Annotated in this window: 13 protein-coding genes and 1 tRNA gene; 4 read left to right on the top strand and 10 right to left on the bottom strand. The window is 68.4% G+C overall.

Features of this window, described 5'->3' with window-relative positions; genetic code table 11:
* Positions 1 to 16: 16 nt before the first annotated feature.
* A complete protein-coding gene (bcsN, locus tag JUB11_RS24675; RefSeq protein WP_207461447.1) occupies positions 17 to 742 on the top strand; it encodes a cellulose biosynthesis protein BcsN in 726 nt (241 codons plus the stop codon).
* A 144-nt stretch (positions 743 to 886) separates the two neighbouring features.
* Positions 887 to 1,093: a hypothetical protein gene (locus tag JUB11_RS24670; RefSeq protein WP_207461446.1), complete on the top strand. Its 207-nt coding sequence runs from the start codon at positions 887 to 889 to the stop codon at positions 1,091 to 1,093.
* A gap of 63 nt (positions 1,094 to 1,156) precedes the next feature.
* Here the strand turns inward: JUB11_RS24670 and lysM are convergent, their stop codons facing one another.
* From lysM to JUB11_RS24630, 8 genes are all read right to left on the bottom strand, one after another.
* Entirely contained in the window at positions 1,157 to 1,591 is a 435-nt protein-coding gene (gene lysM, locus JUB11_RS24665) for a peptidoglycan-binding protein LysM (protein WP_207461445.1), read from the bottom strand.
* A gap of 120 nt (positions 1,592 to 1,711) precedes the next feature.
* Complete coding sequence (locus JUB11_RS24660) at positions 1,712 to 2,542, bottom strand: DUF533 domain-containing protein (protein ID WP_207461444.1); 831 nt, start codon at positions 2,540 to 2,542, stop codon at positions 1,712 to 1,714.
* A gap of 71 nt (positions 2,543 to 2,613) precedes the next feature.
* A complete protein-coding gene (locus tag JUB11_RS24655) occupies positions 2,614 to 3,486 on the bottom strand; it encodes an alpha/beta hydrolase (protein ID WP_207461443.1) in 873 nt (290 codons plus the stop codon).
* A gap of 31 nt (positions 3,487 to 3,517) precedes the next feature.
* Positions 3,518 to 4,219, bottom strand: a complete 702-nt coding sequence (locus JUB11_RS24650) for an ABC transporter ATP-binding protein (RefSeq protein WP_207461442.1) — start codon at positions 4,217 to 4,219, stop codon at positions 3,518 to 3,520.
* Complete coding sequence (locus tag JUB11_RS24645; protein WP_207461441.1) at positions 4,219 to 4,974, bottom strand: ABC transporter ATP-binding protein; 756 nt, start codon at positions 4,972 to 4,974, stop codon at positions 4,219 to 4,221. Before JUB11_RS24645 ends, JUB11_RS24650 begins: the two co-directional genes overlap by 1 nt.
* On the bottom strand, positions 4,967 to 5,962 hold the full coding sequence (locus JUB11_RS24640) for a branched-chain amino acid ABC transporter permease (RefSeq protein ID WP_207461440.1): 996 nt from the start codon (positions 5,960 to 5,962) through the stop codon (positions 4,967 to 4,969). Before JUB11_RS24640 ends, JUB11_RS24645 begins: the two co-directional genes overlap by 8 nt.
* Positions 5,959 to 6,882 (bottom strand): branched-chain amino acid ABC transporter permease, encoded by a 924-nt coding sequence (locus tag JUB11_RS24635; protein ID WP_207461439.1) that lies wholly within the window; start codon positions 6,880 to 6,882, stop codon positions 5,959 to 5,961. Before JUB11_RS24635 ends, JUB11_RS24640 begins: the two co-directional genes overlap by 4 nt.
* A gap of 10 nt (positions 6,883 to 6,892) precedes the next feature.
* On the bottom strand, positions 6,893 to 8,080 hold the full coding sequence (locus JUB11_RS24630) for an ABC transporter substrate-binding protein (RefSeq protein WP_207461438.1): 1,188 nt from the start codon (positions 8,078 to 8,080) through the stop codon (positions 6,893 to 6,895).
* Positions 8,081 to 8,611: 531 nt separating this feature from the next.
* On the opposite strand from JUB11_RS24630, the gene JUB11_RS24625 reads away from it, so the two are divergent.
* Both JUB11_RS24625 and JUB11_RS24620 read left to right on the top strand, forming a co-directional pair.
* Positions 8,612 to 12,535: a carbohydrate-binding domain-containing protein gene (locus JUB11_RS24625; protein ID WP_207461437.1), complete on the top strand. Its 3,924-nt coding sequence runs from the start codon at positions 8,612 to 8,614 to the stop codon at positions 12,533 to 12,535.
* A 350-nt stretch (positions 12,536 to 12,885) separates the two neighbouring features.
* Entirely contained in the window at positions 12,886 to 14,001 is a 1,116-nt protein-coding gene (locus tag JUB11_RS24620) for an acyltransferase (RefSeq protein WP_207461436.1), read from the top strand.
* A gap of 22 nt (positions 14,002 to 14,023) precedes the next feature.
* Here JUB11_RS24620 and JUB11_RS24615 read toward each other — a convergent pair whose 3' ends face one another.
* Complete coding sequence (locus tag JUB11_RS24615) at positions 14,024 to 14,515, bottom strand: hypothetical protein (protein ID WP_207461435.1); 492 nt, start codon at positions 14,513 to 14,515, stop codon at positions 14,024 to 14,026.
* 152 nt (positions 14,516 to 14,667) lie between these two features.
* A tRNA-Arg gene (locus JUB11_RS24610) sits at positions 14,668 to 14,744 on the bottom strand.
* Positions 14,745 to 14,884 lie beyond the last annotated feature (140 nt).

Here is a 14,884-nt window from a genome sequence, read left to right as displayed (position 1 = left end):
GAAAAGGATGAAACGGGTGCCGAAAGCCATTTCCCCCGCCGTGCCGGCGCTGCTGGCCGCCCTCCTGCTGGGCGGCTGCGACACCCTCTACCGCGAGGACATCTCCGGCCGGCTGCCGACCTCCTGGGTGAGGCTCGACGCCGAGGACTATCCGGTGGTCCTGCCGGCGGAGCGGGGCATCGTCCCCGTCGCCGCCCGCACGCGCCGGATGGGCAACATCTTCCAGTCCTACCGCATGGTCCTTCCCAACCCGACGACGCTCGCCGGGGAGAACCGGCTGAACGTGGACGTGGAGTATGTGCCGACCAGCGTCTTCGAGATGCTGGACCAGCCGCCCCGCGCTTTTCCGATCCCGCTCTACACGGCCACCACCCTGGAGGCGGCGTTGCAGACGGAGTTTCCGGAAATGGAGACCGAGATGGCCGAGGCGCCCCGCCGCGGCCGCTACGGCATCTACGACTACGCGGTGGCGCGCGGCGACGGCAGTGCCACCTGCGTCCTTGCCTGGCAGCTTCTCGACGACCGCAAGCGGGTGCTGCCGGAGAGCATCAAGGCCATCCGGCTGGAATGGCGCTACTGCGGGCAGGGCGCCGAGCCCCTCGCGCTCCTGCGCCCTTTCGAACGCCTCAGCCTGACCGTCGCCCCGGACATCCTGCCCGCCGAGCCGGCGGTGGTGCCGGCCTCCGCGCGCGAGATCCCGGACGAGACCCCGCCCGCCGCCCCAACGCGCGTGCGCCGTTAGGCGCCGCCGGGGCGGAGACCGCCGGCTTCGGATCATCCGCCCGGCTTGACTGTTGAAGGGACGACGACGCCCAGGGATGGCCGAGGGTCGCGGCGACGCGCGGCCATCGAACGACGCAACGCGAAACGAGCGCAGGAAACGACCATGGTGACGAGACGACTGGACCGTGACGACCATGTCCGGACCCATCTGGCCCGCATGCTGGAAGACTGGCAGGAGAAGACCGGCCGCGACATGTCCGCCGCCGCCGCCGACCAGCGCCTCCAGCAATGCACGAGCATCCTGATCGACCTGCTCGGCGAGGCCGAGAAGGCGGAGGAAGCGGCGGACAAGCTCGACGACGAGGCGTGACGGCGACCCGTTCCATGACGGCCGGTCCGGCCGCCATGGAGCTATCCCGGACTCCCCGAGGCCTCACGCCGCGGCGGGAATGCGCAGGGCTTGGCCGGGATAGATCTCGTCCGGGTCCTTCAGCATCGGCCGGTTAGCCTCGAAGATGACCGGGTACTTGTTGGGATCCTGGTAGAACTGCTTGGCGATCTTGGACAGGGTGTCGCCGGACTTCACCGTGTAGAATTGGCTCTGCGCGGCCGCCTGGGGGGCGGTCATCTGGTCATCCACCTTGGCGACGCCGTGGATGTTGCCGGCGGCCAGGACGATCTTCTCGCGCTGCTCCTGGCTCGCGGCCTGGCCCCTCACGGACACTGTGTCGCCATCGACGGACACCTCCAGCCCCTGGGCGTCGAGCCCGAGGCGACCGACCTCCTGCTTGATGTCCTCGGGCTTGGGGCCGGCGGCGTCGCCGACCTTCTTGCCGGCGTCACGGCGGAAGAAGTCGAACAATCCCATGCTTGCGTCTCCGATGGATGTGGTGCGCGGATTGGGAATCCGCGGGCCGACAACAGCCGGACCCGCCGATGATCCCGCCGGACCCGATCACCTGACGGGTCCAGCCCTGCCCTTGGCGCCTCAGGCGGCCTGTCCGAGCGCCTGCACCTGCTGCGGCGTGAGGTTCAGCCGGGCGGCCAGATACTGCAGGTAGGAGCGCTCCGCCTCGGTGTCCGGCTCCATGGCGAGCAGCGAGGCCAGATAGACCTGTTCCCCCATGTCCGCGTCGCGGGCCTCGCGGACGAGCGCGTCGGTGGACAGCGGGTTGCGAAGCTCGTGCTCGACCACCCGGTGCTCCTCGGGGCCGGCGCCCGCCTCGTCGAGCTTGGACAGGATGCGCTGGCGCTCCTCCGCCGTGATCTCGCCGTCGGCGTTCGCCGCCGCGATCATGGCGCGGATCAGAAGCAAGGCCGTCTGGTCCTCCATGGTCGCCTCGGGCAGCGCGTTGACATCGGGCGCGTCAGGCTGGGCCGGGCGGAGCATGCCCGACAGCCGGTCACCGAGGCCGCCGCCCGAACCGGTCCTCTGGCCGCCCTGGCCGCCCGACTGGCCGCCGCCGAAGATCCCGCCGAACAGCCCGCCGCCCGATCCCGAACCCGAACCGGTGCCGCCCTGCTGCCCGCCGGCGTTCTGCTGGCGCTCCTGGAAGGCCTTGTAGGCGAGATAGCCGAGGGCGCCGATGCCCGCGACCTTGCGGAAATCCATGCCGCCGCCCTGCCTGCCCATCGCGGGCATGCCGCCGGCCCCCATGCCGCCGAAACCGCCGCCGCCGCCCATGCCACCAAGGCCCCCAAGGCCGCCGAGGCCCCCGCCCATGCCGAAGGGCGAGGCCGAGAAGGCCGGCCCGCGCCGGCTCCGGCCCGCCATTCCCGTGGCCAGCATCGTGCCCAAAATGCCCGTGAGGTCCGCCATGTCCGTCTCCTGGTCTGGTGTGGTCTTCTCCCAACAGGACGAACACCGGACCGTTTCCAGGAGAGGCGCCCTCAGGCGGATAGGCCCATCATCCGCAGGATGGCGGCGGACAGGGGGGTGGCGCTGTCCATCATCGACAGCACGATGTCGAAATGGTTGGAGTTCGGCACATCCACATGGGCGACCGGGTTGCCGCGCACCGCCAGCGCCTCCCCGTACAGCGCCGTCTGGCGCTTGAACTCGTCCGTCTCGCTCGGCGCGACGGCGAGGACGGCCGGCATGCCGGGGCGTGGAAGCCGGTGGATGGGGCTGATGTCCGCCGCCTCGGCCTCGGTAAGGCCGGCCCAATCGTTGACGAAGGACAGGCGCACCGGCTCCAGGTCGTAGAGGCCGCTGAGGAGTGCCGCCCCCTTGATCACGTCCGGCGGGAGGCCGAACGCCTCCTGCCAGCCCTCGGCCGCCAGCATGCCGCCGAGATGGCCGCCGGCCGAGCTGCCGGAGACGTGGATGCGGTCCGGATCGCCGCCGAAGCGCGCGATGTTCGCGTGGATCCAGGCGATGGCGGCCCGGCATTGGCGCACCATCTCCGTCAGGCTCGCGCTGGGGCGCAGCGTGTAGTTCACGGCGACGGTGACGGCACCTTGCGCCGAGAGCATCGGCGCCATGAAGCCCGAGTCCGCCGCGTCCAGCAGGCGCCAGTAGCCGCCGTGGATGTAGACGAGAACGGGGGCGGGTTCCGCCCCGGCCTTCGCCCGGTAGACGTCCAGCCGTTCCGGTTCGGTCGGGCCATAGCGCAAGCCCAACCCGCAGGGAACCGCCGCGCGCGCCTCCTCCGTGAAGCGCCGGTACTGGTCCATGATCGGCCAGATGTCATCCACGGTGGCCCGCGCGTTGTACTGGCGGTCCAGTTCGGCCTGGTCGAAGTCGCGGTAGACGGGTGCCATCCTTTGCCCCTCCCCGTTCAAGAAAACTGGCTCACAGATGCAGGTAGCTGTCGCGGATTGACGGCGCCTCGCCCAGCTCCCGGCTGGTGCCGCTCCAAACGGTGCGGCCCTTCTCGATCACCATGCAGCGGTCGGCGAGGCGCAGCACGGCGGCGAGGTTCTTGTCCACCAGCAGGATGGATTGCCCCTCGGACTTCAGCGTCTCCAGCACGGCCCAGATCTCCGCCCGTATGACCGGGGCCAGCCCCTCCGTCGCCTCGTCCAGGATCAGCAGGCGCGGGTTGGTCATCAGGGCCCGGCCGATCGCCAGCATCTGCTGCTCGCCGCCGGACAGACGGCTGCCCGGGTTGCGGCGGCGCTCCTTGAGCCGTGGGAACAGGCTCCAGACCGCCTCCAGCGTCCAGCGCGGCGGACCGTTTCCCCGCGCGGCGGAGGTGGCGACGAGGTTTTCCTCCACCGTCAGGGTCGGGAAGATCTGCCGCCCCTCCGGCACGAGGCCGATGCCCATCTGCGCCACCCGGTGCGGGGGCAGCCCGGCGATCGCCCGCCCGTCGAAGGTCAGCCGGCCGCCCCAGCCCGGCAGCAGCCCCATGATGGTGGCAATGGTGGTGGTCTTGCCCATGCCGTTGCGGCCCAGAAGGGCCAGCACCTCGCCGGTGCCGACGGACAGCGACACGTCGAACAGCACCTGGCTCTGGCCGTAGCCTCCCTGGAGATTCTCGATCCTCAGCATCAGGCCAGCTCGTCCTCCCCCAGATAGGCGCGTCGCACCTCCGGGTGTTCCCGCACCTCGCCGGCGGTGCCCGTGACGATGACGCGCCCATAGACCAGGACCGAGATGCGGTCGGCGAGCGCGAAGACGGCCCCCATGTCATGCTCCACCAGCAGGATGCCGAAGCGCTCGCGCAGGCTGCGCAGGATGCCGATCAGCCGGCCGGTCTCCTCCGGCCCCGCCCCCGCCAAGGGCTCGTCGAGCAGCAGCAGGCGCGGCTTCGTCGCCAGCGCGATGGCGAGTTCGAGCTGGCGCTTCTCCCCGTGCGACATGGCCCCAGCCGGCACCCCGGCGCGCCCTTCCAGCCCGACCGTGGCGAGCGCCTCCAGCGCCTGCCCGTTCAGGGCCGCCTCCCCGCGCGCCGGGCGGAAGAAGCGGAAGGAGGAGCCGCTGCGCGCCTGGACGGCCAGCGCCACGTTCTCCAGCGCGGAGAAGCCGGGGACGATGCTGGTGATCTGGAAGCTGCGCGCGAGCCCCAGCCGGGCGCGCCGCTCCATGGGCAGGGCGGTGACGTCCCGCCCGGCGAAGAGCACCCGTCCCCGGTCCGGGCGCAGGGTGCCGCCGATCTGGTGGATCAGCGTCGTCTTGCCGGCCCCGTTCGGGCCGATCACCGCGTGGATCTCGCCGGGCATCACGGTCAGGGAGACGTCCTCGGTCACCGTCAGGGCGCCGAAGCTCTTGTGCAGTCCCTGCAACTCCAGCAGCGGCTCACGCATCGGCGCCGCTCCGCTCCGGCCCACCCCGCCGCGTGGCCCGCCCCACCGGGAGCCGGCTCAGGACCGCCGCCGGCAGGCCGGCGAGCCCGTCGCGGAGAAAGAGGACCGACAGCACCAGCAGCGGCCCGAAGGCCAGCCGCCAGTATTCCAGCAGGTGCGACAGCCATTCCTCCAGCAGCACGATGGCGAGCGCCCCGAGGATGGCGCCGTAAAGATGGCTCATCCCGCCGAGGATCACCATGAAGAGCAGCTCGCCCGAACGGCTCCAGGACAGGGCGGCGGGCGACACGAACTCGGTCGCGTTGGCCAGCAGCGCGCCGGCCAGACCGGCGACGGCCCCCGCCAGCACATAGGCCACGAGCCGGTAGGGATAGGGGGAGAAGCCTATGGCGCGCACGCGCTGCGGGTTCTCGCGCGCCGCCCGCAGCACCCGGCCGAACCGGCTCTCCAGCAGGGCGGAGCAGAGGATCCAGACCAGGGCGAGCAGGCCGAGGCACAGGAAATGGAAGCCCAGCCGGTTCTCCAGCAGCCGCGTGCCGAACAGCTCCGTCCGGCCGAACAGCGTGTAGCCGTCGTCGCCGCCGAGCGTGGAGATCGAGGATGCGGTGAAGAAGGCCATCTGCCCGAAGGCCAGCGTGATCATGATGAAATGCACGCCGCTGGTCCGCAAGGACACCGCCCCCGTCGCCAGCGCGAAGAGGGCGGCGGCGAGGACCGCCGTGGGCAGCACGACCAGCCCCTCCGTCACGCCCGCCGCGTCGAGGGCGGCGACGGTGTAGGCGCCGATGCCCATCATGGCCGCGTGACCGAGGCTGACCAGCCCGGCGCCGCCAACGAGCAGGGACAGGCTGACCGCCGCCATGCCGAGGATCATGGCGCGCGCCAGCAGCGTCAGCGCGAAGCTGTCGCCGAATCCGAGGAAGGGTGCGGCGGCCAGAGCCGGCAGCACCAGGAGCGGCACCGCCTGGCGGCGCAGGAAGGCCGTCATGCGCGCGGCCCCGGGAACAGCCCGACGGGACGGAAGAACAGGATGGCGGCCATGACGATGTAGACGAGCATGGAGGCGATGGCGGCACCGGTCTGCCGGGCCGAGGACGCGTCCATCACGAGGCGCAGCAGGTCCGGCAGCAGCGCCCGGCCCGCCGTGTCCAGCAGCCCGACCAGCAGCGCGGCGATGAAGGCCCCGCGGATAGAGCCGATGCCGCCGATGACGATCACCACGAAGGCGAGGATCAGCACGTTGTCGCCCATTCCCGGCGCCACCGCGAAGACCGGGCTGGCGAGCGCGCCGGCGAAGCCCGCGAGCATGGCCCCGAAGGCGAAGACGGCCGTGAAGAGGCGGCGGATGTCCACCCCCAACGCCGACACCATCGGCGCGTTGCTGGCGCCGGCGCGGATCAGCATGCCGGCGCGCGTGCGCTCCACCAGGAACCACAGCAGCAGCGCCACCAGCAGCCCCGCCCCGATGATGACCAGCCGGTAGACCGGGTAGATCAGGCCGGGCATGATCTCGATCCCGCCGGGCAGCCCGCCGGGCTGCGGCACGTTCAGCGGCGCGCTGCCCCAAATCGCCCGCGCCGCCTCATCCAGGGTCAGGATCACGCCGAAGGTGGCGAGCACCTGGGCCAGATGGTCGCGCTGGTAGAGGTGCCGGAACACCAGCCATTCCAGCGCCAGCCCTATCAGAAGCGTCACCGGCAGAGCCATCAGCAGCCCCAGCCAGAAGTCCCCGGCCCAGACGCCGAGCGACGCGGCGACATAGGCGCCCAGCATGTACTGGACGCCGTGGGCCAGGTTGATGAAGTCCATCACGCCGAAGACCAGCGTCAGGCCGGCGGCGACGAGGAACAGCAGAACGCCGAACTGCGCCCCGTTCAGGAGCTGAACGAGGACCAGGGACAGGGACATCGTGCCGTCCTCAGCCCATCCGGCAGGAGGCGGCGTAGCTGTCCGTGTCGTTCTCCAGCGCCTTCTTCACCGTTTCCGTCTGGTACTTGCCGTCCGGACGCTTGGCGACCTTGCAGAGCCAGATGTCCTGCACCGGGAAGTGGTTCTGACCGAAGCGGAAGGCGCCGCGCACCGACGGGAAGTCCCCCTTCTCCAGCGAGGCCCGGAGCGCTGCCTTGTCGGACACGTCGCCGTTGGTCCGGCGGATGGCGGCGTCCAGCAGATGGGCGGCGTCGTAGGAGTGGGCCGCGTAGCTGGCCGGCACATAGCCATGCTCGGCCTCGAAGGTCTCGACGAAGCGGCGGCTGTGCGGGTTGTCGAAATTCGGCGCCCAGGTCGATGCCGTGTAGAAGCCCAGTGCCGCGTCGCCCTGCGCCGGCAACGTCGCCTCGTCCACCGTGAAGGTGGAGAGGAAGGGAATGTCGCCGAGCCCCGCCTGCCGGTACTGCCGCACGAGGTTAACGCCGAGCCCGCCCGGCATGAAGGTGAAGATGGCGTCCGGCTTGGCGGCGGCGATCTTCGTGATTTCGGTCGAGAAGTCGAGCTGGGTCAGCGGCACGTAGATCTCGTCCACCACCTCGCCCTTGAAGCGGCTGCGGAAGCCGGCCACGGCGTCCTTGCCGGCTTGGTAGTTCGGCACCAGCACGAAGACGCGCTTGTAGCCGGCGTCCTGCGCGGCCTGCCCCATCGCGGCGTGCGGCTGGTCGTTCTGGTAGGCGCTGCTGAAGAAATAGGGGCTGCAGCCCTTGCCGGCGAAGGTGGAGGGGCCGGCGTTGGCGGTGATGAGGAAGGTTTCGCTCTCCGTCACGGGCCGGTAGACCGCCTGCAGCATGTTGCTGAAGACCATGCCGGCCACGAAATCCACCTTGTCGCGCTCCAGCGCCGCCCGGACCTTGGTGACGGCGACGTCGGGCTTCAGCTCGTCGTCGATGACCAGCGTCTCCACCGCGCGGCCGCCCAGCGTGCCACCGAGCTGCTTCACCGCGGTCGCCCAGCCGTCGCGCATGTGGTTGCCGAGCGCTGCGCCGGGGCCGGACAGCGTCGCGACGAAGGCCACCTTCAGCGGCGCCGGCTGAGCCCGCAGGATGGAGGGGCGGAAGCCGAGGAAAGCGGCGGTCGCGGCCGTAGCGGCGCCGGTGAGCAGAGTCCGTCTGTGCATCGTGAAAGCCATCCCTGACGTCGGTCGTTCAGCCGGGCGCCTTCCGGCGGAGCCCGTTCGGCTGGACTGTGCGTTCTGCGCACGATCCTGACAAGCGGCTTTCGCCGCGTCGCCCAGCTTTGCCCCGGGCGTTGGCGGAGCACGACCCGATCAACCCCGGCGCGCACCGCGCGCCCGCCGCTCCGGGCTTCGCTTCCGGCCGGCGGGCTGCTCGCATGGCTGCCGTCTCAAGACTGTCACGGCGCCCTCATGGCACCGCGACAGTCATTGGCACGCAAAAGGCCCGGATGAGCAATGGATCCTCAGGATTCCCATAGTCTCTCTCGTTATGGTTAACAAATATTAAGGTTACTTTCTGGTGAACATAGCCGGTGAGTTAATTTGCATTATAAGTAATAATGCAATAACCCGCTTTTAGCCTCTTTAATGTCACAGCTATACATGAACATGGTTTCTTCTCGTTAAGAACTGAGGTGTTAAGACCAATATTGTCACAACTGGTTACAATTTACTGCTGAAGGCGCTCACGCGATGACTACTGTATCGAACACACCCATTACGGTTACGGCTTGGCGTGTCGGCGATCACTCGGTCCCGCCAAAGTTTCAGCTGTACCTCGACGGCGTCTCCGTCGGGGAGATCGACGTCGGCGCCTACTCGGCAACGCAGTACACGCTTTCCGCGAACATCGATCCGGCAGCGGCCCACCGGCTCGAGGTCCGTTACGTGAACGACGCTCCGGGCCGCGACCTCTTTGTCGGTCAGATCCAGTTCGGCGCCCACACGGTCAAGTCGACCGACCTCGGCGTCACCTACGACAAGGGCGCCATCGATGGCCGCGACGTCGTCGCCGGCCAGGAGGGCATGTGGTGGAATGGCGCGCTGATCTTCAACATGCCGCCGAACGCCTCCGTGATCCCGCCTGCCCCGGCCCCGGTGATGGACAACCCGGTCGAGATCGTCGTGAAGGCGTCAGGCGTCACCAGCGACGGGCAGCCGCCGCGCTTCAAGCTGATGGTGGACGGCAAGCTCGTGGGCGAGGCGAACGTCAGTTCGGCCAGCTCGACCGAGTACCGCTTCACCGCCGACATCCCCGGCGGCATGGGCCACAAGGTCCAGATCCAGTACATGAACGACGGGCCGGGCCGGGACTTCTTCGTTCAGGGAATCGCCATCGACGGCAACTCGATCGCCTCCACCGCCTCCAACGTGACCTACGACAAGGGCGCGCTCGACGGGCGCGACGTCGCCAAGGGCCAGGAAGCCATGTGGTGGAACGGCACGATGGTGTTCGACGCGCCGGCCAGCCTCTTCCCGGAAACCGTCGACATCGAGGTGATCGCGCGGCGCACCGGCAGCAACCCGACCCCGCCGCACTTCACGCTGATGCTGGACGGCAAGGTGATCGGCGAAGCCAACGTCTCCTCCGCCACCAACAGCTCCTACGTCTTCCGCGCGCAGATCCGCCCCGAGGACGCGCACCGCGTTCAGGTGCAGTACGACAACGACGCGAGCGGCCGCGACCTGCTCGTGAAGGGCATCGTGTTCGACGGGCGCGAGATGCTGTCGACCGCCCCGACCGTGATCTATGACAAGGGTGCGCTCGACGGGCGCGACGTGGCCGCCGGCCAGGAGGGCATGTGGTGGAACGGCACGCTGGTCTTCAGCGTGCCGGGCGAATCCAGCAGCACCCCCCTGCCGCCCTCCCCGCCACCTCCCCCGGCTCCCCTGCCCTCTCAGCCGCCCGCTGAAAACACGCCGACGCCAGTGGACAACAGCTACGAGCTGATCGTGAACGCGTGGCGTACCGGCTCCAGCGCGCAGGCGCCCCAGTTCAAGCTTTTGGTTGACGACCAGCTGATCGCCGATGTCAAGGTCACTGCCACCTCGGCGACGTCCTACAGCTTCAAGATTTCGGGCGACCCGGACGAGGCGCACAAGATCCAGATCGTCTATTACAACGACGACAGCACCCGCGACCTGTTCGTTAAGGGCATCTCCATCGACGGGCAAGCTATCGCCTCGACCAGCAAGTATGCCTCTTATGACAAGGGCGCCGTGGACGGCAAATACGTCGTGGCCGGGCAGGAAGCACTTTACTGGGGTGGTGCCCTGACCTTCGGCGTGCCGGAGGAATTCTTCAACGGCCCCGTCGTGATCGCCCCGCCCGACGAGACAGTGCCGCTGCCCGAGACGAAGGCGGTCGGGATCACCCTCAACCTGTCGGGCACCGACTTCAACGGTGTGCCTGCCCATTTCAAACTGCTGGTGGACGGCCAGATCGTTGGCGAGGGCGTCGCCTCGGCCGATGTCCGGGCGCACAGCTTCACCGCGATGATCGACCCGTCGGAAGCGCACCGGATCCAGGTCCAGTACGACAACGATGCGTCGGGCAACGGGCAGGATCGCAATCTCCTGGTCGAATCCATCGTCGTGAACGGCACGGTGATCGCTCCGACCGCCTCGGGGGTCACGCTGGACAGGGGCGCCCTGGACGGGATCGACGTGGTCGCCGGCCAGAAGATCCTGACCGGCAACGGAACACTCAGCTTCGACGCGCCGGCCGACCTTTTCGCCGCCCCGGGCCCGGCGGCGGAAACCCCGGCTGCCCCGGCCTTCTACGTCGCCGCAAACGGCAATGACAGGTGGTCCGGCAAGCTCGCGGCACCCAATGCCGACGGCACCGACGGTCCCTTCGCCACGCTGGAGCGCGCCCGCGACGCCATGCGGACGAGCGACATCGACACGACCTATGTGCGGGAGGGCACCTATCACCGCACCGGTACGTTGGAGCTGACCGCGCTCGACAACGGCGTGACCTTCAAGGCCTATCCGGGCGAGAAGGTCGTGCTGTCCGGCGGTGAGGTCGTCACCGGCTTCACCCATGAGGGCAACGGCGTCTACTCCGCCAAACTCACCGCGGCGACCGACTACGACCTGACCATCGGCGGCGTGCGCCAGCGCCTCGCCGAAAAGGGGGCCTGGGACGCGGACGACGTGACCTCCGGCTGGTTCTTCGCCGAAGCCGCCGCGGATGGGCCTAGCAGCAGTTCGCTGCGCTATCGCGGCACGGACATCACCGCGTCGGACATCATGCCCGGCACGCGCATCCAGGTCTTCGACGTGGAGCGGCTGCAGGACGGCATCGTGGAGGTGCAGGGCATCGATACGGCAACCCGGACCATCACCTTCAAAAGCTCGGCCGGCGTGCAGCTCGGCAACGGCTCCACCTTCCGGCTTCTCGACAATCCGAACCATGTCGACCAAGCGGGCGAGTTCGCTTGGCGGGAGTCGGACGGGCGGCTGGTCTTCAAGCCCGCCGATCCCGCCACTCTTCAGCAGGACGGTGTCGAGGTCGCGCGGCTGAGCACGCTGATCCGCCTGACCGGCACCTCCGACGTGACGATCGACGGCTTCACCTTCACCAACACCAAGGCGACGGGCGAGGCGCTGGTTCTGACCAACGCCTCCGGGAACCAGATCAGCAACAACGGCTTCGTCAATGTCGGCACGGCGATTGGCCTGCGCGGATCCTCCGACAACTTCCTTTATGGGAACGACCTGGAGCATCTGGCCCAGCACGGCATCGAGCTGTCCGGCGGCAGCAACGGCAACCGCATCACCGCCAACGACATCTCCCATATCGGCGAGATCTTCAAGCACGTCTCCGGGATCATGGCGAACGGGGTCAGCAACAACATCATCTCGCACAATGACATCACCGACAGCGCGCGCTACGGCATCTCGCTGAAGAACTGGAACGACACGAACATCAACTGGAACAACGTCATCGAGTACAACCGTGTGACCAACACGGTGCGCGAGACCGCGGATGCCGGCGGCATCGAACTGCTCGGCCGTTCCAGCGTGGACACGGGCACGATCATCCGCGGCAACTGGGTGGAGGGCGCGCAGGGGCTCGCCACCAACGCCGGCTACAGCTGGCTGGTCGGCCACAAGGGCTTCGGTGTCTATCTCGATGACCTGAGCGGCGGCGTCACCGTCACGCAGAACTTCATCAAGGACACCTCCTTCGCGAGCGTCCATGTCCATGGCGGCGACAACAACCTGGTGACCGGCAACTTCGCCATCCTCGCCGACAACCAGGAGGACTTCATTCGCATCGGCTGGCAGCCGGTCCATGGCGAAAACGGAACGCCCTGGAACAACACGGTCATCAAGAACCTGGTCTACGGCGCCCTGCCGCTCGACGACTACACGGAACTGCTGTCGGCGAACAATCCCGTGATCGACGGCAACCTTGTCTACAACGCCCCGGCCTACGGGGCGGGCGACGTGATCGCGCGGCCGCTTTTCGCGAACCGGCTGGCTGGCGACTACAGCCTCCAGGACGGCTCCCCTGCCTTCGCCCTGGGCATCAATGACCTGAGTTGGGACCTGATGGGCAACAGCCTCTACGGCCATCTCGTCCAGTCGCCGGACACCTACTTCTGAGATGGGCCGGGGCCTTCGGCAGGCCCCGGAACAGGCAACGGTTCTGGGGCGGCCTGGCCACGCGCCGGGCTGCCCCATTCCTTTGAATCGCCCGCCCCGGCGGGGCAGACCGCTTCTTTCAGGTGGACCGGAACGAAAAGGAAGAAGCCATCAGGCGGTAAGTCCTCTGGTTTCCGGCCCCATCGGTATGAGCAGAGCGTAGTTACCACCAGATTGGTCAAAACGAGGCTCGACGCATGGTGGATAGCTGGAAGGCGTCCGGAAGCTCTCAAACTCCCGCATCCCAGGCCGGTACGCCACGGCCGCCACGCCACGCCACCGGAGACCGCCTCGTCTCGACGCGGATCGAGATGCTCCGCCTCCTGCTCATCATCGGGATCATGGTCATCCACATCCCGTTCGGGCAGGAGGACAACCCCTACCGCGCCGACCGGAGCGGCTTCGACTGGCTCGTCCTCTACCTGCGCGAGGGATTCTTCCGGGCCGGCGTTCCCTGTCTCAGCGTCATCTCCGGCTGGCTCCTCGCGCGTGGCGGCGGGCGGGGTTACGCGGCGCTGGTGTCGAAGAAATCGCGCACGCTGATGATCCCCTATCTCGCCTTCAGCCTGGCAACCTTCGCCATGGTGTTCGGCTTGCAGGCGGTTGGCATGGGCACGCACTGGAAGCCGATCGCGGCAGCCGGGAACCTGGAACTCGCCAACATGCTGTTCGGGCTGACCGAGCCGCCGATCAACATCGCGCTCTATTTCCTGCGCGACATGATGCTGTGCGTCCTGCTGTCGCCGATCCTGCTTTGGGCGGCGGTGACGTGGCCGCGCGCGGGGCTTGCCCTGCTGCTGGGCTTCGCCCTGACAGAGCCAGCCGGCCTGTTGCCGGAGGGGCTGGCGCTGCTGTTCATCCGCCCGGACATACTGCTGTTCTTCTACGCGGGCCTGGCCATGGCGTTGCGAGGCTGGGACGTGACGCGCTGGGACCGCCATTTCGGGGCGGCCCTGCTCGGCTGTCTCTTCGGCGCGGTCGCCACGGTGGCGCTGCGCCTGTACGGCACGGAGTTGCCGGTCCCGGTCACGCAGGGGCTCGCGCTGGGGCTCAAACTGGCGATCAGCCTGTCGGTCTGGATTCTCTCCGCGCGGCTGGCGGCAACCGCGGCCGGCCGCGCAATCGCCCGCAATGGGGACAAGGCCTTCTGGCTCTTCTGCACCCATGTGCCGTTCCTGCGGCTGCTGTTCATGGTCTGGGGGCTGACGGCGATCCCCTACGAGGCCTTCTACCTGCTGGTGGTCCCCGTCGCGCTGGTGATGTTGCTGCCGGCGCTCAGCCTGATGCAGGCCCTGCTGCCGGGCCTCACCGCCTTCCTGCTGGGAACGCGCTCCGCCGGGAGGCGGGCAACGGGACAGGGGGCGACCGACGCCGGCCTGCCCACGGAGTTCCCCGGCGGCGCACCGCTGCGGCAGGGCCGTAACTGAAGCCGACCGCCGTCCTTACCGGTCAAAGACGGTCGGTGAGGAGCGTCTCTCGTCTGGGGAAAGGATCGTCCAGCTTTTGGCCGATCTGCGCGCCGGCCATGGCGCCCAGCCCGCAGCCGAGTGCCGCGGCCGGAGCCGTGCTCGGCAGAGCGGCACCGCCCGTCGCCGCACCGGCGGCGACGCCGGTCGCGGCACCCGCCGCGGCGCCGGCAAGGCAGCCGAGCGACAGGCCGGCGATGGTGTGCCGGTACTGGTACACGACCGCACCGCCGAGGATCACGGCCTGTTCGGCTTTGTCGCGCAGCTCATGATAGTCCTGGCGAAGCCGGTCGGCGTTCAGGCCGAGCCACTCCTTGCCGGGCTGACCCTGTTCGAGCCATGGCGGAGCGGACCAGTCCCATCCCGGCCGGTTCTCATCGTGGCTGTCGCTGCTCTCGGCGCGCGCGGGTCCGGCTGCGGCGGCCAGGGCCACGGCGAGCACGAGGAATGCGAAATGGCGGGTTGCGTTGGGCATGGCGATCCTTCCCGGACGAACCGTTTTCAAGGAAGGATCATGGTTAACACGAAGCCGGTGCAGACGGGAACGGGCAAGGATGGGCGCGGACGGCGGGGTGCCCGGAAACGACGAAGCCCGGCGCGATGGCCGGGCTTCGTCGTTTTGAGAGATGGCGCACCCGAAGAGATTCGAACTCCTAACCGCTGGATTCGTAGTCCAGTGCTCTATCCAGTTGAGCTACGGGTGCGCTGTTCCGTCGTGAAGACGTCGTGCAAGTGGCTGTGTTTTGCTGAGCTGTGTGTCCTTGGGTCCTGGTGACCTGGCGGCGACCGACTCTCCCACGCCTTAAGACGCAGTACCATTGGCGCTGAGGTGTTTCACGGCCGA

The organism is Azospirillum sp. SYSU D00513 (assembly GCF_017356015.1).
Taxonomy (GTDB): Bacteria; Pseudomonadota; Alphaproteobacteria; order Azospirillales; family Azospirillaceae; genus Azospirillum.
The sequence above is the reverse complement of the archived record's forward strand: the minus strand, read 5'-3'. Positions and strand labels throughout refer to the sequence as shown.

What these genes read in the sequence shown, in the direction of transcription:
- JUB11_RS24630 (WP_207461438.1), bottom strand. Translation starts at nt 8,080, where the DNA reads ATGCACAGACGGACTCTGCTCACCGGCGCCGCTACGGCCGCGACCGCC.
- lysM (WP_207461445.1), bottom strand. Translation starts at nt 1,591, where the DNA reads ATGGGATTGTTCGACTTCTTCCGCCGTGACGCCGGCAAGAAGGTCGGC.
- JUB11_RS24645 (WP_207461441.1), bottom strand. Translation starts at nt 4,974, where the DNA reads ATGCGTGAGCCGCTGCTGGAGTTGCAGGGACTGCACAAGAGCTTCGGC.
- JUB11_RS24660 (WP_207461444.1), bottom strand. Translation starts at nt 2,542, where the DNA reads ATGGCGGACCTCACGGGCATTTTGGGCACGATGCTGGCCACGGGAATG.
- JUB11_RS24625 (WP_207461437.1), top strand. Translation starts at nt 8,612, where the DNA reads ATGACTACTGTATCGAACACACCCATTACGGTTACGGCTTGGCGTGTC.
- JUB11_RS24655 (WP_207461443.1), bottom strand. Translation starts at nt 3,486, where the DNA reads ATGGCACCCGTCTACCGCGACTTCGACCAGGCCGAACTGGACCGCCAG.
- JUB11_RS24650 (WP_207461442.1), bottom strand. Translation starts at nt 4,219, where the DNA reads ATGCTGAGGATCGAGAATCTCCAGGGAGGCTACGGCCAGAGCCAGGTG.
- JUB11_RS24640 (WP_207461440.1), bottom strand. Translation starts at nt 5,962, where the DNA reads ATGACGGCCTTCCTGCGCCGCCAGGCGGTGCCGCTCCTGGTGCTGCCG.
- JUB11_RS24635 (WP_207461439.1), bottom strand. Translation starts at nt 6,882, where the DNA reads ATGTCCCTGTCCCTGGTCCTCGTTCAGCTCCTGAACGGGGCGCAGTTC.
- JUB11_RS24620 (WP_207461436.1), top strand. Translation starts at nt 12,886, where the DNA reads ATGCTCCGCCTCCTGCTCATCATCGGGATCATGGTCATCCACATCCCG.
- JUB11_RS24615 (WP_207461435.1), bottom strand. Translation starts at nt 14,515, where the DNA reads ATGCCCAACGCAACCCGCCATTTCGCATTCCTCGTGCTCGCCGTGGCC.
- JUB11_RS24670 (WP_207461446.1), top strand. Translation starts at nt 887, where the DNA reads ATGGTGACGAGACGACTGGACCGTGACGACCATGTCCGGACCCATCTG.